This is a genomic window from Paenibacillus silagei, from assembly GCF_017874735.1.
Classification (GTDB): domain Bacteria; phylum Bacillota; class Bacilli; order Paenibacillales; family Paenibacillaceae; genus Paenibacillus_AQ; species Paenibacillus_AQ silagei.
This window is the reverse complement of record NZ_JAGGLV010000015.1, coordinates 109,434-131,027: the sequence shown is the minus strand read 5'-3', so window position 1 is coordinate 131,027 and position 21,594 is coordinate 109,434. Positions and strand designations below refer to the sequence as shown.

Sequence of the window (21,594 nt, the reverse complement as noted above, 5' to 3'; positions counted from 1 at the left end):
GTACGACCTGCTAAGGCTCGCCTCGGTGCAGGATTACCCTGCCGGATACTTCATCGATTCATCTTATACTCCTGAACCGCCGGTACCGTGATCGCCTCTTGAACTTTGCTTCTGGAGATCAGCACCGGGTGCTGCGTTTGGATAACCGCAATAACCGAAGGACCTTGTATGTATTTGGTGATACCGTAAGTACTGTCCTCATAGAGCAGCGGAAAAGTATCGCCCGTAGATTCATCCACGATGTCGAACTTGACGATCTTCACTTGAGCCTGAAGCCGGCTCCCCGCCAAGGGGGATAAGCCGTCATCCAGTCCCAGATTACTCTGCAAGGTGTGGCGGAAGGTGGTATAAGCCTCAGCGGGATCAATGACCAGACGGCCTTGGGCCTTCGCTGGTTCGTCCAACTCCTGAGATGCGTCATGGACGGCCATATTATTGGCATCCTTAAGCATGTTGCGCACCTGGTCCCATTCCTGGTTCTGAATCTGAAAAAACCAGGAATAAATAAAGATCAACAGGACAAAGGCGAGCTTGATAATATAATCCATAGGTTAGCTTCATCCCTTAATTAATCGAGATATTCACTCATGATCGAGCCATGTCCATAGTACTGTGCCGGCTGGGATACACCGGAGAAATTGTAGGGGAACAGGTTCACCCGCGGTGCGGTTACGTACACATCAATCCGCTGTTTGCGTTCAAGGATCACTTCTGTTCCGCTGGTGATCTTAATCGAGCCTTCGGGAAATCCTACAGCCTTCAGGTTAGAGATGACCTCAGCCTTCATGGAGGCAGTGACCATCCCTTCTGTCGCTGCCTTTTGCGTGATATACGAGGTGTTGGCTTTGACCTGCAGGTCGAGCAAATAATCGATGTACGTAAAGATCGGCTGCAGGATAATGAACAGCACCAGCCACATGAACAAGGCCCGGAGGACGGTTGCCTTCAAGCGCAGCGCCTCCTTTTAATACTTCTCGACAGCTTTGACATGGGTAATAATATCATCCTGGCTGCCGCCGATAATGCTTGTAGCCCCAGCGATAAAAATTCCGGCAATCACAAAGCCAATAGCCAGAAACAGCGCGACGGAAATCGAGTCCTTCTTCATTTCTGTTAAACCAAAGGGCCAGCGATTGTGTACGTTACTGCTGCTTCCACAGAATCTGCAGGCTGAACCAGACTAACCTTCGGGATTTCAGGTCTGTTGTCATCCGCTTTATCGATTACGTCCCGTACTACAGGAATCAATACAGCAATTACAATAGCCACACACAGGAACCCGATTGCGATAAACAAACCAGTAGAAATAGCGTCTTTTTTCATTGTTAATATCTCCCTTTTGATTGTATATTTTAAAATGATTCTTGAATATAACAAAAATTTCATTTGGTTCTTTTTCTTGCTATCAGCCTGCCTGAACTCGTCATTGGAACATCCCTACGCCGTTAAAATTCCCTTTGATCAGCATAATGTACTGCATCGCCAGCGACACAATCATCAGAAAGGTGGCGATCGACGGAATGACATTGATGATCGTGGAAATATCCCCGATAAAGGACCACTTCTTCAGATATTGGTCACTTGAGATTTTGGTAATAATTTTGCCCTGCTCCTGCAGATACTTCGCTGCTTCATGGTCATCATCCATCCCTTCTGTCGCAAGCAGAATCGAACGGATATCGTTGATAAACATGTGGTTCTCCGGGAATTTGCTGCAAAACCATTCAATGGCCCGCTCCGTCCCCTCATCCACCGCCCGCTCCGACAGCTCATACAGATCCTGGCGGATGTAACTGAAATGGTTGGCCGTCCCGGCGCAGAAGGCGCCAAATTCCACATATCCCCGTTTGCGCAGACGGTTGTTCTCATAGAGACGGATGAAGGAGATCAGCTCCCCGTCTTTTTGAATCAGTGTCTTCTGATGCAGCCAGCTCAGCACCCAACCGAACGGCAGCACCCGCTGCGGGCTGGTAATTACGAGAATCAGCAGAGCAATCAGAGGATCGTATATTGACAGTGGCTCTGATCGTACGAAGTCTCCCGTTACCTGGGCCAGCAGATAGAGGAAAGCCGCCGCATATCGGAACAGGGTGATTTTGGCTGCTGATATAGAGAGTCCGCTCTGATTGAGCAATTGCTGCAGCCGCTCATTGTGCACACGTTCCCCGAAAGCCTTCCACTGCTGGCCCAGACGGAGCACATACCGCTGCTGACGGCTGCTGCTGCTGACAAAGACCAGTAAGGCAAGATACACAATACCTGTTACAGCTATCAAAAGAAGTAATCTATCCATCATTCATCACCTTAATGGTAGTCCAGTCTGGGTCTGGCGAGGATGGTACTGATCATGAACGAGATGAAAAGGCCCGTAAGAATCACCATCATAAATGTAAGTCCAATTGTTGTCTCGAACTGCAATTTGAAATACACATCCGGCTTCAGCATGTACATGAACGTTCCCACAGAAGACACCAGCACAATCAGATTACCGTACAGTCCCAGGCTGATTGCATCTCTGCTGCTGGCCTTCACCGTCAGAATAGTCTCCCGTTGCAGCTCCATGGAGCGGTTAAGCGTCATGAGCGAGCTTTTGAGATAACGGGTGCCTTCCTTCTCGCAATAGAGCAGGTCCGATACGAATTCTACGGCAAACGTCGTGCCAATCGCTCCGGCAAAACGCCCGGCTTCCTCGTTCAGCTCCCGTTCATTGCTATAGCCAGCGAACGCTGCCCCCAGCAGCCTCAAGGGCGTCTTCAACACATTCTCCCCCGGCAGCAAGTCACTGGTCTTGGACAAAATGGAATCCGCAGACAAATGCGTGAATTTGGTAGCGATTTTGATCACATCGAGCAGATCGTAACTTCCCCGCACTTTGCGCTGGGCGTAGGTATATCTCATCCGCAGATAAGGAATACAGGCCGAGAGAACCGCCAGGAACAGCGGAAGCCGCCAGGCATTCGCCACAGGTGCGCCATCATTCAACACCATGCCTTCCAGAAAAGGATTGCTGAAGCTCATCTGCCCCGGCAGCTCTTTAAGAGTCAGCAGACTCGATAGGAATACACCGAGGAACAGCATCCCCGAACGGGTGACGAAGCGCAGCACACTGATGCCCGGCTCGTATCGCTTATGGGCAAAATACAGCAGATCATCCAGATGGCGGTACAGCCACATTTTCCTCTTCGCGCTGCTGACCTTGTGGCCGAACAAGCTCATCCGCAGATCCAGCTTTTGCCCCCACTGCCATAGATGCCGCTCAATCAGCGGCTTGACCAGCAGCCAGAGTCCGCCTGCAACGAGCAGGTGAAGCACAAACTGGATGATATAGAACAGCAGCTCCACAGGCACTCCCTCCTCTCATTCATTCAAAACGATTTTGGACTTCAGACTTTCCTTCAGCGGGTCAGTCATCGGCTTCTGCGCAGCGAGATGTCCAAGCTCCTGCAGCAGCATCCGTGCCGCTCTGGCATTCTTTTTCTTCATCTTATCGATCAGCGCCTGGGTCAGCTTGTCATTATAGGTCCAGCCCGCCTGCTCCGGTTCCCAGCGCATCAGATCATTGGCGAAGACTGAATTACTGGCCTCTTCATAAAAGACCTCGGAGATCCGTGCCAGCCGTTTCTTCCCATCCGGGATACTCTCCAGAATGAACACCAGCTCACAAGATTTCAGTGCCGAGATTAAATGTCCCTTCAGGCTGCCGCCGATCCGTGTAGATACAGCAAACGCCCCCTGATAAGGAATATCCTCTGAATCTACGGTATGAAAGGTGCCCGTAATGCCGTCATAGCCCTTCTCTCCACTCCACAGATAGAATTCCCACTCGTTATATCTCATTTCTGTCATGTACAAAATGTTCGGGTCATGCCGCAGCGATTCCACACCGACCTCCATCAATTCCTCATTGGAAGCCTGAATGGGAATGATCCGGTGGCCTTTGATCTGATACGGTAAAATCGACTCCGGATGCTTCTCGATCATCACAACGCCCATACAGGAAGAGGAGCCGAGCAGCTGCTCGCCGACAATCGTGTTGGCAAAAGTGGTTTTACCCGAGCCTACGGCCCCCGCGATAATCGTGTTGCGAAACGTCCCGGTAAGCGCACGAATCAGATCAATCGCTTCCGCAGGAATACATTCCGTGCCGGCCTGATCATCCAGATCCAGAAATTCAACGACCTGCCGCCGCAGCGAGATGGTAGTGAAGCCCTCCCAGACCCGCGGGGAGACCCAGATAGCCAGACGAATGAATCGGCCGGGCCAGAGAGGATCATCCATTTTGAATTCAACGGAAGGATTATCCTTGTTCAGCTTCTTGCCGGGATCACTCTTGAGGAGAGAACGCTTAAGCTGCTCCACCCGGTCCAGCGAAGGCATCTCATAGGGATACGCCACAAACCTCCCCTGATGGTTATAAAAAATTTGCCGCCCGATCATCTGCAGTCCGGTGGATTCGCTATAGGCCCGGTCTGTGAACCAGCGGTAGGCGGGGCCGAAGCCCTTCCATTCATGAAACAGCGCTTCAGCGGCTGTGCGGTAAGCCTCCGGCACTTTTCCGGTAAACGGGGTCCGGCGCAGATATTTCTCAATCTCGTTCATGAAAAAGCTGACCGCCTGCGGATCACCAACCAGCGCCTTCGCATTCAGTTCGAAATAGCCATCATCCTCACGCTCCAGCCCGGCGTTCATTTCACTTTTCATGGTGTGCAGGAAGCTGTAGAAGTCCTCTTTGCCGGGCTTGCTGGTACGCAGTACGCTCTGCTTCAGTGAGAATAGCCGTCTGCTCTGCGTTCCGTCCACGCGTCCAGGCACTGCTTGTAAGCTCTCGCCCCGCTGCTCCTGTCTCCTGCCCTGTTCAGGGTCCAGCGGAGCCCATCCGGACAGCACCCGCTTCTCCTGCAACGGCAAGCTGTCATCCTTGTTGTTCATCATTGAAATATCCCCTTCTTGCGGGTTTCCTGGGCGAGGCCCAATGATACAAGCAATGCATGGACCTTATCGTCCACTTGCTGAAGCTCTTTTTTGCCCAGCGGCAGGCTCTCTGGAAAAGATGGATAATACGGAAGCTCCAGCAGAAGCTCGCTGCCAAAACGCAGAGCCAGGCTCTTCGGTGATGTTAGCTCCTCCACATTGCTGCGGTTAATTATCCACTGGAAGTCCTGCGGATGCAGGTCCATATGTCCGGCCAGCTCCATCAGGGGCTGCAGCCTGTGTTCATGCCGCGGGTGTGTAACGATCATGCGCAGCACCGACTTCTGCATCCCCACATACCACGCGGCGCTCTCAGGAATCGACCCGAAATCCGCAATCACCACATCGGCACTTTCACTTGCTCTCGCCAGCAGATATTCGATCTCCTCCTCCTGATAATCCTGGGCGCTTAGATAATCGAAGTTCCCGGGCAGATAGGCATAGCCTTCCTGCTTCACCAGCGCGCTGAAATCCTCATCATGCAGCATTTTACCGGTAATCCGCGGCCGCAGCCTGTCCAGACTAACCGCCGTCTTCCGGTCATAGCCCGGATCGTACAGGTCGAGACCCAGCATAATCACCCGCAGCCCTGAAGCGGCAATCCTCCTGGCGAACAGCTTGGCAATACTCGTGCAGCCAATACCTGGCCCCGAGCCGAAAAAGCCTACCACATTACCGCTCTCCTTATGCTCATCTTCGAGCATATAGCGCAGTTTATCGATGATAGCTGCTGAGGTTGAACGCGGGGGCACGAAAAATATACCCAGACTCTCACACTGCATATGTATAGCCTGGTAACCCCGCACCCCTTTTTGCAGATAGATGTACAAAATCGAAGAGTCCGGATACCTCCCTCTCAGCTCTCTTAATTCCGCTACCGGCACCTGCTCGCTCGTTACCATTAACAGATGCCCTCCGGCATGTTCTGGCTCCGGCAGCACACTTTGGGCAATAACGGTGAAGCCTGCCAGCTTAATCTCATTGATCGTCAGCTGATCTATGCCCAGACTGAATATTCTCAAGTCTCATTCCCCCTTCCCTTCTGTCCACGCCTACTCTACCCGGACAATCCATAGCTTCTTGCCCTGCTCGAGATAAGCTCCCAGGAGCTCACCGTCACTCTTCTTCAGCTTCAATTCCGGGGCTGCCACCTTCCCGGTGGAAGTAAAGCGGTTATTGTTGTTGCCTTTCTCCGAGTCGAGTACATCGTTGTTATCTTCCGTACGCACGTAGTTTACGGTCACTCCGCTTAAGAATACTTTGCGTGCAGGTACCTCGGGCGGAACCTCTCCTTCCAACAGGGAGGAAGCGTCTGTGGCCTTTTCCCCTCCGGGAGTAGTTACAGATGCAGCAGCAGCCGGACTGTATCCTCTCCGTTCTTTTGCGGGTGAGTCTCCTTCGACCAGATAGATATCTACCTTATCCCTGCTGCGGAGAGAACCGTTGATGGCATAGATGGCGTCTTTGGGAATCGGGAAAATACCTTCATCCTGCTGCGGCTCCAGTTCGCTTACATCCACCAGCGACTCGGTCAGAATGCTGCCATCCGTCAGATTAACATTCGTAATCCTCTGTTCCACCTGCTCCAGACTACGGACGACCCCTGCCGGGATGTCTTTGGTCTGTACGGAATCCAGATAGAGATTCTCCGCTGTCAGCTCATGATTCTTCGGCAGGAAGCCCCCGCCGTCCACCTTGATTTTGACGACGGTCTGTGACAGTACATAAGGCTTGAAGTAGAGATCATAGCCGAGCAGTCCGCCGAAGCCGATGAGCAGGATGAGTCCGGCGAAGAAATAATTGCGTTTTAATAAACGTCCGTGCTTTGTTGACAAGCCCTTTACCCCCTTTGAATGTGATTTCTGCACATAGCAAAATACATCTTGGCGCTTATGTCCAAAATGCCGGTAAAATGCTTTTTTACCTTAGTAGTTGAGAAGTGTATTAGATTATCCTTGTGAGGGTGTGAAGCCTGAGGCTGCGGGAAGCTCCCGCTGAAGATAAATGCCGGTAAAAGCCAGGCCAGAACGATGTTCTATATCCCCTGCGTTAAGCTGGGTTGCTGACTTTTACCGGAGTGGTTGTAATGGTTACGGCAAGATTAGCTTATTAATTAAATACTACTGTTTTGTTGTGATGCACGAGGATTCTGTCCTCAATATGCCATTTGACAGCACGGGCCAGAACCACCCGCTCAATCGTACGTCCAATGCGCTTCAGCTCATTCACATCATCGCTGTGGCTGACCCGCTGAACGTCCTGCTCGATAATCGGTCCGCCATCAAGCTCCTCGGTCACGTAATGGGCAGTCGCCCCGATGATCTTGACTCCGCGCTGATAGGCCTGGGCGTATGGCTTACCGCCGACGAAAGCGGGCAGGAACGAATGATGGATATTGATGATCCGGTGCCGGTAATGCTCAATGAATGAAGGGGAGATAATCTGCATGTAGCGGGCCAGTATGATCACATCGATATCTTCACCGATAACCTCCAGTTGACGCGCTTCAGCTTCAGCCTTCGTCTCTGCGGTGACCGGAATATGATGGAACGGAATACCAAAGGATTCCACATAAGCCTGCATATCGGTGTGGTTACTGACCACAAGCGCGATATCTGCATCCAGGTCGCCCGCCTGCCACTGCCAGAGCAGCTCCACCAGACAATGGTCCTCCTTGGAGACGAAGATCGCCAGCCGCTTCTTATGGCTTACCTTGAAGATCTGCCAGTTCATCTTGAAGCGTTCGGCAACACCGCCGAAGATGTTACGTACCTCTTCCAGCCGCTCATCCAGCTTAGGCAGGTCAAACTCTACTCGCATGAAGAACATTCCGCCGTCCGGGTCCATCGTATACTGGTCCGACTGCACGATGTTCGCGCCATGCTGATACAAGAAATGCGATACCGCCGCTACAATCCCCGGTCCGTCAGGACAAGATATGAGCATACGCGCCCGGTCGGGATAAGGTCTGCCTGTTGAATGCTCTCTCTTCACATGTAATTCCATAGTTCTCCGTTCATCCTCTCATCTGCTTACGTTATCTCTGCGGGTCTATGCCTTCACGAGCAGCTGTTTGCCTGCAAGCCAGGCGATCAGCCGGTGATTAACGGCTTCCTCACTAAGCTGAGGGAATAATCCGGCAGCTATGACTTGATCATAGAGACGTTCCAGCGGTTCACGGGGATCTGCTTTTTTGGCCTTGGCATCATTCTTGAGCAGCTCCCACACATCCAGCACATAACGGCGCGAATCCAGCTCCTGCTTGGCAAAAAAGGCATGCAGCTCTTCCAGCTCCTGCAGGAATTCCGCACCGAAGCGTTCAGCGACATTGCCGCGCAGCAGGGCGATTTCTACTTCATACATGGGACGGAGCTTCTTGGCGTCCTTGCCAATCCAAGGCGTCTCCAGAATAAACGGCAGACCTGCGAGGGCTTCATGCTGGACTACATTGTTGATCGTCTCGAATCCTAGGTAGCCAGAGCCAATCGGTGTATGACGGTCTTTGCCCGCTCCGCGCGGGTTCTTGCTGTCATTAAGATGGATCACGCCGAGCCGCTCCAGGCCGATGGTATCATCGAACTTCTTCAGCACCCCATCCAGATCGTTCACGATATCGTATCCGGCATCATGAATATGACAGGTATCCAGACAGATCGATAGCCGCTGATTAAATTCGACCTTATCTATAATGGAGGCAAGCTCCTCGAAGGTGCGGCCGATCTCTGTGCCTTTACCAGCCATCGTCTCCAGTGCGATATGCACATCGGTCTCATTCGTACCGCCCAGCACCTCATTCAGGCCGTCTGCAATGCGCTGAATGCCGTAATCAGCATCCTTATCAGTGAATGCACCCGGATGCAGGACAATATGCTTGACCTCAAGCGCATGGGTCCGGCGGATCTCCTCCTGCAGGAAATCTACTGCCAGCTGATAGGTATTTTCCTTGTAGGAGCCCAGGTTAATAATATAAGGGGCGTGAACCACAATCTCGCCGACGCCATTCTCCCGCATCTTCTGTTTGCCTTCCTCGGGGAACATCGATTCAATCGGCTTCCGGCGCGTATTTTGCGGCGCTCCCGTATATATCATAAACGAGGTAGATCCGTACTCATTTGCTTCATTGGCCGCGCTCAGGAGACCCTTGTCCGCGCAGGACACATGTGAACCTATTTTCAGCATGCTTAATTTCCCTCTTTCCTTCACGAATTAACCCTTATTCTACCGTGATCGGGAGAATAAATCTAGGCAAGCCCCGAAAGGCCGCTTCCGCTTCGCAAACCTAAGGAAATACGCTATACTCAAGAGGAGCAAAAGGAAAGTGACAATCATCATTGTCAAAGGCGGTGTATTCATGCATTTCCATTTACCCTCAAGCTTATTATCCACATCTCCAAGCAACTGGTTTATGAACTCCATCGCATTTTGGACTTTTTTACTGCTGGGCAGCATGTGCATCGGCGGCTATTTTATGTTCCGCAAATTTCTGAAGGTACTGCCCAAGGCTGACGGCAAATCCAAGCTGGACTGGCAGAACTACTGGGTGGAACGCAGCCGTCCGCTGTGGAGCGACGAGATGAAGGCTTTTCTGGACCAGCTTGTACAGCCGGTGCCTAGCCCGTTCCGCGATATTGCCAAGCACTCTATCGCCGCTGAGATCGGCAAGCTGGCTGTAGAGAGTCATGCAACTGAGGTTACCCGTGAGCACTGTATCCAAGGGTACATTATTGCTACGCCCCGGCGTGACAACAGGTTCCTGATCACCTTCCTGGAGAAGAACGGCATTGACTACGCGCCTTACAAGCATCTGGTCAAATAAAGCATATTAAGGAGCAACCCCTATGAAATATATCATTTGCGGAGGCAGCGGATTCATCGGCAGCGAGCTTACCGGATATTGGCTGCAGAGCGGACATCAGATCATCAGTGTCGGGCGCAAGAACCCCGAGAACAAGCTGGATCATCCGGGGCTTAGCTATCTCACCTGGGACAGCCTGGCCGCCAATCCCGAAGCGGCAGAAGGCGCAGATGCGCTGATTAATCTTGCCGGAGCTTCGCTTAGCCAGCGCTGGACCCCTAAGGGGAAGCAGGCGATTATGGAATCGCGTCTTGAAACCGTTGCCGCTGCCGGGAAGCTGCTGAATTCACTCCAGCATAAGCCAAGCGTGATCGTCCAGTCCTCAGCAGTCGCCATTTATGGTACGTCGGTGCAGGATACCTATACCGAAGCTTCCGAGACCCGGGTTGTCGATTTCCCTTCCGAGGTGGTCAAGACCTGGGAGGAGGCTGCGGATGAAGCCTATGCCGGTATCCGTCTGGTCAAGCTGCGCACCGGGGTTGTGCTTGGCAATGAGAGCGGTGCTTTTCCCAAAATGAAGCTGCCTTATTCGCTTGGCTTCGGCGGCAAAATCGGCACCGGTAAGCAGTGGATGTCCTGGATTCACCTTACAGACATTGTGCGCCTGATCGAATTCTGCATTCTTCAGCCCGAGATCGAGGGTCCCGTTAATGCCACAGCTCCACAGCCGGTCACTAATGAACAGTTCGGACGGATGATCGGCAAGGTCTACCATCGCCCGCATTGGTTCCCCCTTCCGGCGTTTCTGCTAAAAACTGCTGTAGGCGAGCTGTCCGAGATTCTGCTGGAAGGCCAGCGTGTGCTTCCTTCCAAAGCAATTAATCACGGATTCACCTTCAACTATCCCACGCTACAGCCTGCACTGGAGCAACTGAAATCCCAGTAGGCTACTGCAAACGCACCATTCCATTCATCACATCTACCTCTGCTAAGCTGTGCGAAAGGTATAGGTACCCTTAACAATGGTGAACACGCTGCCTTCGGTCAGCGGGTATTCTTTGTAGGGAACCATAGCTTCACCTGCAAGCAGTGTCCCGTTCCTGGAATCCAGATCCTTCAGAATGTATCCTCCTGAGGCTCTGGAGATTTCAGCATGGACCCGTGAAGCCCCCTCCGATTTCTCAATGTACTGAGCCACTTCAGAGGAGCGTCCAATAATGAAGCTTGGCCGGTTCAGCTCAATTCGTTCGGGAGCTCCCCCGTCATCCGGGTCACTTCTTTCCAGATAAGGCACTGTCCTTCCGGCCTGGGGAAGACTGCTGCCTGTAGCCTGAACAGGTTCCCGGGTCAGCAGCGCTGTAGCCATCGCCGCTTCCTTCTTCTGCGGACTACTGGCGGCTATCCCCGGCGGAGCGTGTTGTCTGCCAGCCGGTGTAGCTGTGAATCCGTGCCCCCCCACAGTTGCTTCTTGTTGCTGAGGAGTGTAGACCGGTACAGGAGGACGATGCTGATTTACCGGATTCCTGCTGAAATCCCATTCCATGTCGCTCCTCAGCTTACGGCTCCGGGCTGTACTGTTATAATCCTCTGGCCCCTCCCCCAGATCATCCAAGTCTTCCTCTGCTTCGCCCCAAGCCAGCCTTCCACTCCATACCAGCCAGCATACAGCCGCAAGTATCAGAGTTACCGCAGCACAAACTGCCAGCCAGAGTGTCCCGGGGTCATTAAGATAGAGAAACTTCCATAGTAACGCATCACCTAATAATGCCCCCAGCAATGTATATGTCCTGTAAGGACTCTGCTTGTCCTCAGCCTGAACAGGTCCAAGTGTTGCATCCATTGTTGTCTGAACCCCTGATAATCCATCCTTTCGCTTCAACGGTGGTGAAGCACCCATCCAAGGCGTGGGATTAAGCATCGAACCGGAAGGCTGCGCTTCCTTATCTCCATGTATTCGGGAGAACGCTGCGGCTGCGGACCTCTCCCTTCCCGGTTCTTCCAGTCTGCGAGCCTGAGGCTGCGCCCAGTCTATCCTCGTTCCTGGTACGGCGGCAGAGGTGCCTGCGCCAGCCATAGGACTTAGATGTGCAGGCTCATTTCGTTCAACATGGTCCTTATGGGGTGTAACCTCCGTCAGCATTTCTGCGAGCAGTTCCTTCAGCCCCGCTGAACTAAAGGCTTCTTCCCCGCAATATTGCAGCAACCGCTGTATCCCGTCACCCGATAGCTCCTGGATGGCTCCCATGAAGACCATGATCAGCGATTTCAAGGCTTCTCCCGGCTTCTGTGCAGGCTCTGTGAGTTCCAACGGAATATAAGTCAGGAAGACCTTGCCGCTGCTGAGCGGACCTTCGATAAAGATAAAATCCTCATGAAGTGCATACTGCTCTGTACGCAGCATATACAGCTGCCCCTCCTCCATCCCGGCAGCGATCTGCAGCATCAGCCCGAAAAATTCCGTCATGCTCAGCTTCCCGCTTTTAAGCAGAGCTCCAAGCATTTTACGTCTTGCTACCGTATATTCCAGTGTGACCTGCAGATCTATTTCTCTGAGCAGCAGCCGTAAATGATGCGGTATCCCGCTGGTCATCAGCATCCGGGCCTGCACCATATTTAGCTCTCCTTCGCTCAGACCCCCGGATCTGCCCAACAGCATCGTTATTCCATCCTGCTGGATGAAATCACGTTCTAGTCCAAACAATCCCTTCACCTCCTAAGCTGTCAACAATAAGCTCCAAGTCAGAAATAAATATAAGCACAGATGAAGCCCGGGAACACGGCCAGCATAAAAGGAAACCGAAGCAACTCTCCCTCCCGGCCCTTGACGAGACTCATATTACGAAGCAGCAGGAAACCCGCTGTTCTGCTTATCATGCTGCGCAGCCTGCGTCCTGTCTCCCTCCTGTAGAGAATGATGATCCAGCCTACGACTGCCCCCAAGAGCACCGAATAGACAATAACCTGAAGCGAGAAAAGCACTCCTGTCCAAGCGCCGATAGCCGCAAAGAGCTTCACATCGCCAGCCCCCACCGCCCCGATAAAATACATAATCAGCAGTAGCAGGAAGCCTGCTACGCTGCCGCAAAGTGAAAACAGCAGCCCCTGCCAGCCATTGATAATCAACTGCAGTAGCAGTCCGCCAATCAGCGCAGGCAGTGTAATCCAGTTAGGAATTCTCATCCAGCGTATATCTGTGAATAATGCTGCTGTCAGGAACGGCAGGCAGCCCCATAACGCCCATTCCGTCATCCGTGCTCCTCTTTTCTCTACTCTTTTATTTGTTCACCACTGTAAAAGTCGCCTGAAGCGTAGCTCCATCAGCCAGACTAACCACGAAGGGCCAGGTACCCGGCGTAGTATTCACGCCGATCTTCCATTCCCATTCGATGTACCCGTGCTCATCCGCCTGCTTCCAGCCCAGATACTTGGCGGTACTCTGACCGCTCTTGTAAAAGATCGACAGATTGGCCGATGCCCCGGGAGGCACCTTCACCTTGATAATGCCCTGGTGATTCGCTACTCCCGGATTCGGTTTCTCCAGGATCATAATGGTTCCGGTCTCCTCAGCCTCAGCAGGTTCAGCCGGATTTCCTTCCCCGGTTGAATCGGTGTTGCCGACCCATAAGCGTTCAACTGCGCTGGCCTCCAGCACGATTTTTTCATTCAGGAACGGGACTCGCATTGGCAGCTCATAGCTGACTACCATGCCGAAATATGGATGCGTCCCTTGCCTCAGATCGGGCACAGTGACATTGGATACATGAATTCTGCTATATTCAAGCCAGTCCGATGATAGGTATGGCCGGAGCATCGGTTTAAGCACCAGATCCAGCGCGGCCTCGGATGCTCCCGCCTGCACCTTCTGCAGCGGCCCTTCTCCCTCCCGGACCACAGCCTTTACCCAGGATTCCATCGGCTGCGGAAGCTTCTCCACGTAATCCTCACTCCATTCCGTTATCGACAGGCGCGGTATGCTCCAGATGGTGGAGGAGTCCGCATTATCTGAGTGCTCAGCCTCACCTGCTTCTCCGGCTTCCTCCCCACCTCCGCCCTGCTGCTGCATGGCCAGAGCTGCCGGATACATATGGGTTGAGATTATTTTGACAGTGTCAGAAGCCGTACTCTGCAGCGCTGTTGAATACAAGGTCATTTGGATAATGAAGATGAGGAACAGGACAAATAGCAGGAACACAGGCAGAATCAGTGCTGCCTCCACAACCATGCTGCCTTCATCCTTAGGGTCCGGCGATTTCCTCAGCCACCGCTTCATTCTACCCTCCCCCTTAGTAAGAAAAGTCAGCCGCTGCTTGTCTGAAATAAACTTTGCCCCGCACATCTCCTGGCAGTCCGGCACTGTAATTCACCAGCTTTACTACACCCGGCAGAAACCAAAGCTGCATCCCCATCGTGATCCGGGCAGAGGCATATGTATATTTCTCTACCGGATTGATACCGGTATTCAGGCGGATCAGCGCAAGCATCCGGGACAACTGTTCTTCCCCTCCCCCATGCAGCAGGAGGAACAGCCGAAGATAATCACGATAGCTGAGCTGTGCGGTCATATATTTGGATAAGGGAATCTCCCCCTTGGTACAGAGCTGTATCATATCCTGGATAGCCTGCTCAATGCCGTACAGCAGTGCGGCGGCCAGGACGACAAGCGGATTTCCCATACCGGCTTTCTCAATCAGGCCTTCCATCGTCCGCACAGCCAGCCGCAGAGCAAAGATCTCGCCATAAGCGGCTGCCACATTGCCTGCAGGATTATAGAATCCGTACAAAACATATTCCAGCTCTTGCGCCTGCGGCTTCAGCTGTTCTCCCAGCTGCTCACCGAATCCTTCAGCAGACCCGGAGGCCAGTGAGGTTAGCGCAGACAGATCGAAATGCCGAAAATACATCGCAGAGTACTCCGTCTGGTACAGCCGGTCTCTGGCTCCTGCCAACACACTGCCCATAGCAGCATATATCCCATCCATATCTTTCATGGATGACTTGCCCGCAGCATATTGATCGCCAGTATTCACAGCAGCCCCCGGCCCTTGTTCCAGACCTTCGTTAAAGGCCACATTCTGCTGGTAGTATTGACGCAAACTACCATACTGCTCCATCGCTTCATATGCGCTGCTTCCCAGCGCCCGGATCTGATCCAGCAGCTTCATCGCATCGCCAAGCTTCTTCTTCGCCTGCCCTTCTATCTGCTTACGCTGGCTGTCAGCAGTGCGGCGGTTCTCAATCTGTTCCGCTTCCTGCTTTATAACAGTACCGTCTTGCCCGTAGCTGCTTATATAGCCGTGCACTGCCTGGGAAGCATTAAGAACCCCTGCGCTCATAAGAGAATAGTCGGCATACAGTCCGGATGCTGTACTTAATATAGACGGCAAGCCGGAGACCAGCGGCTCCAAGGGAAGCGCGGCACTTCGCTGTACCCCGATGTTATTCCCCATCCCGCTAAGCTCAGCTGGAGGAAGGATAAGTCCCTCCACCTGTGCTCTCAGCTTCTTAAGAGGCTCTGAGCTAAGCTCTCCGGCCGTGTCCGGAATGTCCCAGTTATGGGCTGGATCATCCCCCGCAGTGCTGGCATCCGCATCCGCCTGATCGATTACACTCTGCATCTGAAGGTTCAGCGCGTTCACCTGCTCAAGTGCAGCCTCTGCTTCATCCAGCAGACGGCTATTTTTCTCCTGGAAGTCCGCCAGCACTGCCGGTATCTTGCCTGTTACTTCACCAATCTGAACCTGATACTGCGATAGCACTGCCGTGTACTTCGGCCATGTCTTGGGGGGACGGTAATAATCGTCATAATATTTGTTAACATAATCCCCATACATCGCCGGGATATCGGAGCTTGCGGCCAAGGATGCAAGCGAACGCGCCGGAATACTGTCACCCGGAGGATTCATCAGCAGCTTCTGCAGGTTCTGCGCACTGTCAGCAGCTTCCTTGCGCTTCTTCAGCATAAGATCCAGCGCTTCCTCACGCTGATCATATAAGGGCTGCAAGTCACCCAGTATCTCTGTTGTCCGTGAAGCCTCTGTCATCGCCGCCGATAACGGCTTAAGCTTGCCTGCCAGCTCCAGGGCGATATCAACCGGCGCTTTGTACTTCATCTCTTCCATAATCTGCCGCCGGAAGACCTCATAGGTGCCCAGCGGACGGCTCCAGTCCAGTGAAGAGGAATCGACCATCACGGGCAGCAGGTTAAACGCATCCCCCCGTCCGCTCTCGTACAGATTGTCATTAAGCACCTTCGATAGCAGTTGATTGCCGTCCCCGCCGCCGAAGGCGAATAAGCCATAGTTCTCGCGCAGCTCAATGTCATAAGCGGACATTACAGAGCGTATAGCAGCTCTCGCCAGACGTTCCTCCTGCACATTCACCGCCGCAATCCGTGCGTAATCGATCAGCACAGCATTAAAAAGAAATACAAAGGCAAGCACCATAATAAGAAAGATAGATACCGAACCTTCCGCTGAGCGGAGACATCTGACAATATATCCTGGTGACCATTTACCTGTGCCTTGGGATGTACTACTGCTAATAGGATCACCGCCGTAATTCAAGCAGCGGCTCCGGCCAGGCGATTTGCTTAAGCACCTGCTGTGACTGAAAATACGCATCCGAACTTCCCCTTAACCTTATTCTTGAACACCCCGGTCCAAGCTGCCCCATCACCAGTCATCCTTAATGCAGCTTATCAAGCATCTGGGCTGCATGCTTTTTCTCCATGCCGGTGCCCTCCTTACCGGTGGAGGAATCCTGTTTGAACTTCGACCCGTAGTAACGCATGAGATCCACCGTTCTTATGAATTCAACAGGCTCCGTAACGTAGGAGCGGGCATACACCTCAGGCGCAGCTCTATCGGCCAGCAGATTATCCAGAACAGGCAGATGTAGCACCTTCTTCAGCTCCGTACTGATTCTGCGGCCAGTCAATCCGTAGACATAGCTCATTTCTCCCTTTAATCCGGCAGGCACCATCTGTGATGCCCGACGCAGCTTCACTACCGGCAGGGGCCCTCCTTCTTCAGCATTACCAGGCAGTGTAATGGCCGTACTGCCATTCTCTGCTCCTGAACCGAATAGCGAAGCCAATAGTCCATCCTCATCGATTCTCCAGTACAGCGGGTCAACATTTCCGGTCTGGAATTCTCCGCTTACCGTCCGGTTACTATTCTCCCAGTTATATGCAGCCCGCTCCGCAGTAGCTGAGGCAATCTGCAGCAGCATCGACTTCTGATAGCTGTATAAGGAGAAGAACAGCAGCACCATCGTAATCCCCATAAGCATCGGCAGCAGAAGTGAAGCCTCGATAGTGAAGCTCCCCTCATCCTCCCGCAGCGGAATCACTCAAAGACTTCCTGACTCTTATCTCCGGCCGTGCCGATCAGATCCTTAACCACCTTCACAATCTCCTCACGGAATACCAGAACGACTGCAATCAGGACAGCAATGATCAGAATCATCTCCAGTGTTCCCAGCCCCTCTTCATCTCTCCAAAAACTTCTTACTCCTTCTGCCATCTGTGTTAACATACACCTCTACCTCCTACATTTTTAACATCATAATCGCCGGTGTTCCCACCAGCACAATCACAATCAAGAAGATAACCACCATCGGAAAAACCAGCTTCGACGATGCCTGTTCACCGCGTGTGCGGCTGATCGCCTTCCGCTTCTCCCAGAGCATCCGTGACAGATCCCGCAGTGACAGAACAAAGTCGGCCCCGCCTCTGCGGTAATTAAGCAGCACTGTAGTGGTGAAGATGGAGACCTCCTGCACAGCACAGCGCTTACTGAAGTTCTCGAACGCCTGCTGGAAGGAGTAACCGCCGTCCCATTCAGCTGTCATCTTCATTAATTCAGCGTAGAGCGGATGGGCGCTATCCCCATGACGGCTGTTCACACAGCGGACAATCGCCCGCTGAACCGTCTCACCTGCGCCGACCAGCAGAACAATACTGTTCAGCAGCTCAGGAAGCTCCAGCATAATATTCTGCTCCCGTACACGTACCTTTTTGTGCAGATCGCTAACCATAGCCACCGGGAGTGCAACTGCCAAGAGCCCACCGAGGATTATTCCCGCCTGCTCTCCCGTAAAGCTTGTCAGCGCACTTCCTCCTGCGGCAAGCAGCCAGCTGTAGCTAAGCATCTCCCCCATGAACAGTAAGGTCCGTTCTGCACTGTAGCGCATACCATAGATCCGCTGTAGCGAACGTTGTATCCGAAACATCACAGAGGGGAGATAACTGGCGATTCTGCCCTGTTCTACTAGTAACAATAGAGGCTCACCCAGCCGCCGCAGCCGCAGGCCTTCCATAGGCAGCTCCCGCAGAGCAGCATAACGGCTGCCGCATCTCATCCTCAGAATGAGCCAGCCTGTTGCGAGCAGAAGCAGAATCGCACCACAGATCAATGACATCCCTTCACTCACCCTCCTTCACAGCGGAATATCCATGATCTTATGGGTCCAGAGGTAACAGAGGAACAATGCAATCAGCGCCAGTGTAGACACTGCTATTCCTGCACCAGTATACATAGGCTGCATATAATCTCCGGCGCTCAGACTCATGAACATCACCATCATCAGCGGAGAGACCAGCAGCGCCTTCGCCTCGAATTTCTTCTGGGCTATACTTACTGCGATGTCCTGCTGGATATCCAGCTTTTCGCCGATGATGGTGGATGTGCGGCGTACAATCTCAACCAGATCCCCGCCCGTACGCTTGCAGACCATGAACACATCTGCGAAGCGCTCCACATCCTCCATTCCTGCTCTTTTGCTGAATTCATACAGCGCATCTTCAATCGGCTCCCCGTTCTCCATCCGGGCACAGATGATATTCAGCTCGGAGATCATGTCACTTGCGCCCTCCGGGTCAAGCATCCGCAGGTCCTGCACGGCCTCCCGGAAGGCATTCTCCACTGAACGTCCGGCAGAGAGCGACGAAGAGAGTGAGAACAGCATCTGCTTGAATTGCAGATTCAGCGCAGCCCGGCGGCGCTGCAGCAGATATTCGCGCAGCAGCCGCGGCCCGTAGGCGCTTCCGGGGACAAGCAGTGCAGCCAGGAGCAGCCGGTGATAGAACAAGTAACCAATACCGAACAACAGGGCGCCGGCACCCAGAATGACCAGCAATCTTTGCAGGGAGGTCAGCTCATATACGGTATAATCCGGCAGCAGCACCTGCTCTCCCCCTTGAGATGCGTTAACCGGCAGCATGGGCGGTGTCCTCTTCATGAATCCTTTGCGTCGCCTTACAGGGAGATGCCGGTCGCTCTTCTTCATGATGTTCAAGGTACACTCGCCTCCTTCGCAGAGCTTCTGCTCTCATACTGCTTGAGCGGATAATCAAGGATTCCGGCCATCCGCAGCTTGTCTGTATGCAGAAGCGGATGGCCGCAGACCTCAAGTCTCCCCTGCACCCGGCCATCTTGTTCGCCCGACTCCCGAAATTCATATAGTCGATTCAGTATGACTTCGCCGCTGCGGATACCCGCAACCTCACTGATCTCCATCACCCGGCGTGAGCGGTCACGCAGCCGCGACAGATGCACGAATATATCGATCGCTGAGCTGATCTGCTGACGTACGACGGTTACCGGCAGATCAGCAGCGCTGAGCACCATGGTCTCCAGGCGGCTGAGCATGTCCAGTGCACTGTTCGAATGCCCCGTTGACAACGAACCGTCATGGCCGGTGTTCATCGCCTGCAGCATATCCAGACATTCAGCGCCCCGCACCTCGCCGACGACAATACGGTTAGGCCGCATCCGCAGCGAAGTGCGGATCAGATCACGGATCGTGATCTCGCCCCGCCCCTCTGTGTTAGCATTCCGGGTCTCCAGGGAGACCAGATTCGGAACCGTAACGATTTGCAGCTCTGCCGAATCCTCCACCGTAATGACGCGCTCCTGCGGCGGGATGAACTGCGACAGGGCATTCAGAAAGGTTGTTTTGCCCGAGCCAGTACCCCCGCTGATGAAAATATTGTATTTGGCAGCAACCAGAATCCGCAGCAGCTCAGCCGCTTCCTCCGAGAGCGCTTCACGCCTCACCAGCTCCTCCATCGTCATCGGTGTCTCCGGAAATTTGCGGATGGTCATAGCCGGACCCTTCAGCGCGGCAGGCGGCAATACGATATTGACACGCGAGCCGTCCTGCAGCCGCGCATCCACAATCGGCGAGGATTCATTGACCACACGGTTGACGCCGGAAACGATAATCTGAATGATATCCTCCAGCCTGCTCCCCGATTCAAAAGCCAGCGGCAGCCTGCGGATCATCCCCTCTTCCTCGATAAAGATCTCCTCGTGGCTGTTGATCATAATCTCAGTGATCGCCGGATTATCCACCAGCGGCTGAAGAATATCCAGCCCCCGGAAGGAATCGAACAGCTTCTTCACCAGCTCGTGCTTCTCCTGGGCAGTCAGGAGGCGTAATTGTTCCCGCTCCAGAATGATCCGTTCGATATAAGCAGCCAGCTCATCATTCCCGATGACCGAGGTCACATCCAGCCCTGCACGGATGTCGCTGCGCAGGGCGCGGAACATCTCTTCATTCATACAGGAATCCCTGTGAACACCCCAGGCAATTCAGGCTCTACTATAGCTCTGGAGAGCTGCTGAATGCCGTCAATGAATAGGGGAGAGCTTAGGCAGAGTTCTCCATAATGCTGTAACCCCCAGGATGGAATATACGGAAGTACAGCATCCAGCCGGAGTGCAACGGATAGCGGCCCTTCATTCTCCACTCCGGTGCAGCCGTTCATGACGAATCGGCTCCTGTTCACCAGCTCGGGCAGCATGCCGGAGTGCGGACTTGCGATATAATCCAGCCAGCGTTCGGTTTTGCGGATACTGGCCTGATCATTCTTCAGCACCCACAGCAGGACACCGCATCTGTTCAGAACTGCCTGAGCCCGCTCCTCCTCAATAGCGCCGGTGTCTACAATAACCACATCATAGCTTCCGGCTCCGGCCAGCCCCTCCAGTAGATCCAGTGTGTCCTGCCGGGACATTTGGAGCATCTCCTTGAAATTCTCTACAGGCCTGAAGGCATCACACCGCAGACTGTCATGTCTGAACGCATAATCGGTCCATTTCGGCTCCCCTCTTCCTCCCTTATTCTCTGGTCCTCCAGCCTTTAGCTCATATAAGAGCCGCTCCAGACCGGGAACATGGCTGCCCGGCATCCGCAGAATGAATCCGCTGCTGTCCACACTCTCCAGATTCAGATAGAATACGGACAGTCCAACTGCTCCAAGCTGCTTCGCCATGTTCAACGCTACCGTAGTTTTGCCGCTGCCGCCGCTGGCCGAGACGATCCCGAGCAGCAGCGTTGCTTCCTTAGGCAGAGCAGCCGTTCGGACCCGCTTCAGATCACTCAGCTGGAGAATCGCTTCCAGCAGCGACGGCAGTGCCTGATACTTGGCAATGTGCCTTCCCCCCGCCAGATCCCGCCCATTCGGCAATTCTCCGCCTTCGCTTAAGACTGCCCATGGAACTGTACTTCTCCCTTCCACCAGCCAGGCTTCAATGAAGGACGGATCCCCGGCTACCGCATCCGGCAGCTCATCGCCTGTCATAAATTCCATAAAAGCGTCCAGTCTGCTGAAAGCCGTAATCCGCAGCATCTCCGCGTACTCGCTATGATGCAGATAATGCAGTAGCGGTTCAATATATTGGCTCTCCCGGACTGCAAGCACGATTCTTGCCGTCATGAACTCCTCCTCCTCTCTTGAATACATAAGAAAAAGAACAGCAAAAAAGCACCGCCAATAACCGTGAATACGGTCATTGAACGGTGCTTCCGTTACTGTTCCTGTA

The 21,594-nt window shown here is 53.3% G+C and carries 23 protein-coding genes; 2 read left to right on the top strand and 21 right to left on the bottom strand.

All coding sequences use genetic code 11. The features are described from left to right. Positions 1-50 precede the first annotated feature (50 nt). From J2Z70_RS21260 to J2Z70_RS21210, 11 genes are all read right to left on the bottom strand, one after another. On the bottom strand, positions 51-548 hold the full coding sequence (locus J2Z70_RS21260; RefSeq protein ID WP_209876524.1) for a hypothetical protein: 498 nt from the start codon (positions 546-548) through the stop codon (positions 51-53). Positions 549-568: 20 nt separating this feature from the next. Continuing rightward, positions 569-949, bottom strand: a complete 381-nt coding sequence (locus J2Z70_RS21255; RefSeq protein ID WP_036727543.1) for a hypothetical protein — start codon at positions 947-949, stop codon at positions 569-571. A gap of 15 nt (positions 950-964) precedes the next feature. After that, on the bottom strand, positions 965-1,108 hold the full coding sequence (locus J2Z70_RS21250; RefSeq protein WP_155991580.1) for a hypothetical protein: 144 nt from the start codon (positions 1,106-1,108) through the stop codon (positions 965-967). A 5-nt stretch (positions 1,109-1,113) separates the two neighbouring features. Continuing rightward, positions 1,114-1,323 carry a hypothetical protein gene (locus J2Z70_RS21245; protein ID WP_036727541.1) on the bottom strand — a complete coding sequence of 70 codons (210 nt, stop codon included), beginning with the start codon at positions 1,321-1,323 and terminating at the stop codon, positions 1,114-1,116. A 100-nt stretch (positions 1,324-1,423) separates the two neighbouring features. After that, positions 1,424-2,275 carry a hypothetical protein gene (locus J2Z70_RS21240; RefSeq protein ID WP_209876522.1) on the bottom strand — a complete coding sequence of 284 codons (852 nt, stop codon included), beginning with the start codon at positions 2,273-2,275 and terminating at the stop codon, positions 1,424-1,426. A 29-nt stretch (positions 2,276-2,304) separates the two neighbouring features. Then, positions 2,305-3,342, bottom strand: coding sequence for a hypothetical protein (locus J2Z70_RS21235; RefSeq protein WP_209876520.1), 1,038 nt, complete (start codon positions 3,340-3,342; stop codon positions 2,305-2,307). 15 nt (positions 3,343-3,357) lie between these two features. Next, positions 3,358-4,932: a P-loop NTPase family protein gene (locus J2Z70_RS21230; RefSeq protein WP_209876518.1), complete on the bottom strand. Its 1,575-nt coding sequence runs from the start codon at positions 4,930-4,932 to the stop codon at positions 3,358-3,360. Beyond that, a complete protein-coding gene (locus tag J2Z70_RS21225) occupies positions 4,929-5,993 on the bottom strand; it encodes a hypothetical protein (RefSeq protein WP_209876516.1) in 1,065 nt (354 codons plus the stop codon). Before J2Z70_RS21225 ends, J2Z70_RS21230 begins: the two co-directional genes overlap by 4 nt. Before the next feature lie 30 nt (positions 5,994-6,023). Beyond that, on the bottom strand, positions 6,024-6,806 hold the full coding sequence (locus J2Z70_RS21220) for a CpaB family protein (protein ID WP_209876514.1): 783 nt from the start codon (positions 6,804-6,806) through the stop codon (positions 6,024-6,026). 274 nt (positions 6,807-7,080) lie between these two features. Beyond that, positions 7,081-7,977 carry a formyltetrahydrofolate deformylase gene (gene purU, locus J2Z70_RS21215; protein ID WP_076082422.1) on the bottom strand — a complete coding sequence of 299 codons (897 nt, stop codon included), beginning with the start codon at positions 7,975-7,977 and terminating at the stop codon, positions 7,081-7,083. A gap of 45 nt (positions 7,978-8,022) precedes the next feature. Next, positions 8,023-9,150, bottom strand: a complete 1,128-nt coding sequence (locus J2Z70_RS21210) for a deoxyribonuclease IV (protein WP_036727528.1) — start codon at positions 9,148-9,150, stop codon at positions 8,023-8,025. A gap of 172 nt (positions 9,151-9,322) precedes the next feature. Here J2Z70_RS21210 and J2Z70_RS21205 point away from each other — a divergent pair, with 172 nt between their 5' ends. Together J2Z70_RS21205 and J2Z70_RS21200 are read left to right on the top strand one after the other, a co-directional pair. Beyond that, complete coding sequence (locus tag J2Z70_RS21205; RefSeq protein ID WP_209876640.1) at positions 9,323-9,787, top strand: DUF2621 family protein; 465 nt, start codon at positions 9,323-9,325, stop codon at positions 9,785-9,787. Positions 9,788-9,809: 22 nt separating this feature from the next. Further along, complete coding sequence (locus J2Z70_RS21200; RefSeq protein ID WP_209876512.1) at positions 9,810-10,712, top strand: TIGR01777 family oxidoreductase; 903 nt, start codon at positions 9,810-9,812, stop codon at positions 10,710-10,712. Between the two features lie 42 nt (positions 10,713-10,754). On the opposite strand, the gene J2Z70_RS21195 is transcribed toward J2Z70_RS21200, so the two are convergent. The 10 genes from J2Z70_RS21195 to J2Z70_RS21150 form a co-directional block, all read right to left on the bottom strand. Further along, positions 10,755-12,467: a DUF6382 and FHA domain-containing protein gene (locus J2Z70_RS21195; protein WP_245368403.1), complete on the bottom strand. Its 1,713-nt coding sequence runs from the start codon at positions 12,465-12,467 to the stop codon at positions 10,755-10,757. Between the two features lie 38 nt (positions 12,468-12,505). Next, positions 12,506-13,015: an A24 family peptidase gene (locus J2Z70_RS21190; RefSeq protein WP_209876510.1), complete on the bottom strand. Its 510-nt coding sequence runs from the start codon at positions 13,013-13,015 to the stop codon at positions 12,506-12,508. Positions 13,016-13,040: 25 nt separating this feature from the next. Beyond that, entirely contained in the window at positions 13,041-14,036 is a 996-nt protein-coding gene (locus J2Z70_RS21185) for a TadE/TadG family type IV pilus assembly protein (RefSeq protein WP_245368402.1), read from the bottom strand. A 13-nt stretch (positions 14,037-14,049) separates the two neighbouring features. Further along, the gene (locus tag J2Z70_RS21180; protein ID WP_209876508.1) at positions 14,050-16,209 is read right to left on the bottom strand and encodes a hypothetical protein; all 2,160 of its coding nucleotides are present in this window, start codon (positions 16,207-16,209) and stop codon (positions 14,050-14,052) included. A 241-nt stretch (positions 16,210-16,450) separates the two neighbouring features. Continuing rightward, the gene (locus J2Z70_RS21175) at positions 16,451-17,116 is read right to left on the bottom strand and encodes a TadE/TadG family type IV pilus assembly protein (RefSeq protein WP_209876506.1); all 666 of its coding nucleotides are present in this window, start codon (positions 17,114-17,116) and stop codon (positions 16,451-16,453) included. Then, positions 17,113-17,301, bottom strand: a complete 189-nt coding sequence (locus J2Z70_RS21170; protein ID WP_036727518.1) for a Flp1 family type IVb pilin — start codon at positions 17,299-17,301, stop codon at positions 17,113-17,115. The genes J2Z70_RS21175 and J2Z70_RS21170 overlap by 4 nt, the downstream gene beginning before the upstream one ends. A 13-nt stretch (positions 17,302-17,314) precedes the next feature. Then, positions 17,315-18,187, bottom strand: coding sequence for a type II secretion system F family protein (locus J2Z70_RS21165; protein ID WP_209876504.1), 873 nt, complete (start codon positions 18,185-18,187; stop codon positions 17,315-17,317). Positions 18,188-18,205: 18 nt separating this feature from the next. Further along, the gene (locus J2Z70_RS21160; protein WP_209876633.1) at positions 18,206-19,006 is read right to left on the bottom strand and encodes a type II secretion system F family protein; all 801 of its coding nucleotides are present in this window, start codon (positions 19,004-19,006) and stop codon (positions 18,206-18,208) included. 53 nt (positions 19,007-19,059) lie between these two features. Then, positions 19,060-20,331: a TadA family conjugal transfer-associated ATPase gene (locus J2Z70_RS21155; protein WP_209876502.1), complete on the bottom strand. Its 1,272-nt coding sequence runs from the start codon at positions 20,329-20,331 to the stop codon at positions 19,060-19,062. Then, positions 20,328-21,488, bottom strand: a complete 1,161-nt coding sequence (locus J2Z70_RS21150; RefSeq protein WP_209876500.1) for a CpaE/TadZ family protein — start codon at positions 21,486-21,488, stop codon at positions 20,328-20,330. The genes J2Z70_RS21155 and J2Z70_RS21150 overlap by 4 nt, the downstream gene beginning before the upstream one ends. Positions 21,489-21,594 lie beyond the last annotated feature (106 nt).

Bases quoted from the DNA above. Each gene is read 5' to 3' on its own strand.
- J2Z70_RS21260 (WP_209876524.1), bottom strand. From the start codon at position 548: ATGGATTATATTATCAAGCTCGCCTTTGTCCTGTTGATCTTTATTTAT.
- J2Z70_RS21250 (WP_155991580.1), bottom strand. From the start codon at position 1,108: ATGAAGAAGGACTCGATTTCCGTCGCGCTGTTTCTGGCTATTGGCTTT.
- J2Z70_RS21245 (WP_036727541.1), bottom strand. From the start codon at position 1,323: ATGAAAAAAGACGCTATTTCTACTGGTTTGTTTATCGCAATCGGGTTC.
- J2Z70_RS21230 (WP_209876518.1), bottom strand. From the start codon at position 4,932: ATGATGAACAACAAGGATGACAGCTTGCCGTTGCAGGAGAAGCGGGTG.
- purU (WP_076082422.1), bottom strand. From the start codon at position 7,977: ATGGAATTACATGTGAAGAGAGAGCATTCAACAGGCAGACCTTATCCC.
- J2Z70_RS21210 (WP_036727528.1), bottom strand. From the start codon at position 9,150: ATGCTGAAAATAGGTTCACATGTGTCCTGCGCGGACAAGGGTCTCCTG.
- J2Z70_RS21205 (WP_209876640.1), top strand. From the start codon at position 9,323: ATGCATTTCCATTTACCCTCAAGCTTATTATCCACATCTCCAAGCAAC.
- J2Z70_RS21200 (WP_209876512.1), top strand. From the start codon at position 9,810: ATGAAATATATCATTTGCGGAGGCAGCGGATTCATCGGCAGCGAGCTT.
- J2Z70_RS21190 (WP_209876510.1), bottom strand. From the start codon at position 13,015: ATGACGGAATGGGCGTTATGGGGCTGCCTGCCGTTCCTGACAGCAGCA.
- J2Z70_RS21185 (WP_245368402.1), bottom strand. From the start codon at position 14,036: ATGAAGCGGTGGCTGAGGAAATCGCCGGACCCTAAGGATGAAGGCAGC.
- J2Z70_RS21180 (WP_209876508.1), bottom strand. From the start codon at position 16,209: ATGGTGCTTGCCTTTGTATTTCTTTTTAATGCTGTGCTGATCGATTAC.
- J2Z70_RS21170 (WP_036727518.1), bottom strand. From the start codon at position 17,301: ATGTTAACACAGATGGCAGAAGGAGTAAGAAGTTTTTGGAGAGATGAA.
- J2Z70_RS21165 (WP_209876504.1), bottom strand. From the start codon at position 18,187: ATGTCATTGATCTGTGGTGCGATTCTGCTTCTGCTCGCAACAGGCTGG.
- J2Z70_RS21160 (WP_209876633.1), bottom strand. From the start codon at position 19,006: ATGAAGAGGACACCGCCCATGCTGCCGGTTAACGCATCTCAAGGGGGA.
- J2Z70_RS21155 (WP_209876502.1), bottom strand. From the start codon at position 20,331: ATGAATGAAGAGATGTTCCGCGCCCTGCGCAGCGACATCCGTGCAGGG.
- J2Z70_RS21150 (WP_209876500.1), bottom strand. From the start codon at position 21,488: ATGACGGCAAGAATCGTGCTTGCAGTCCGGGAGAGCCAATATATTGAA.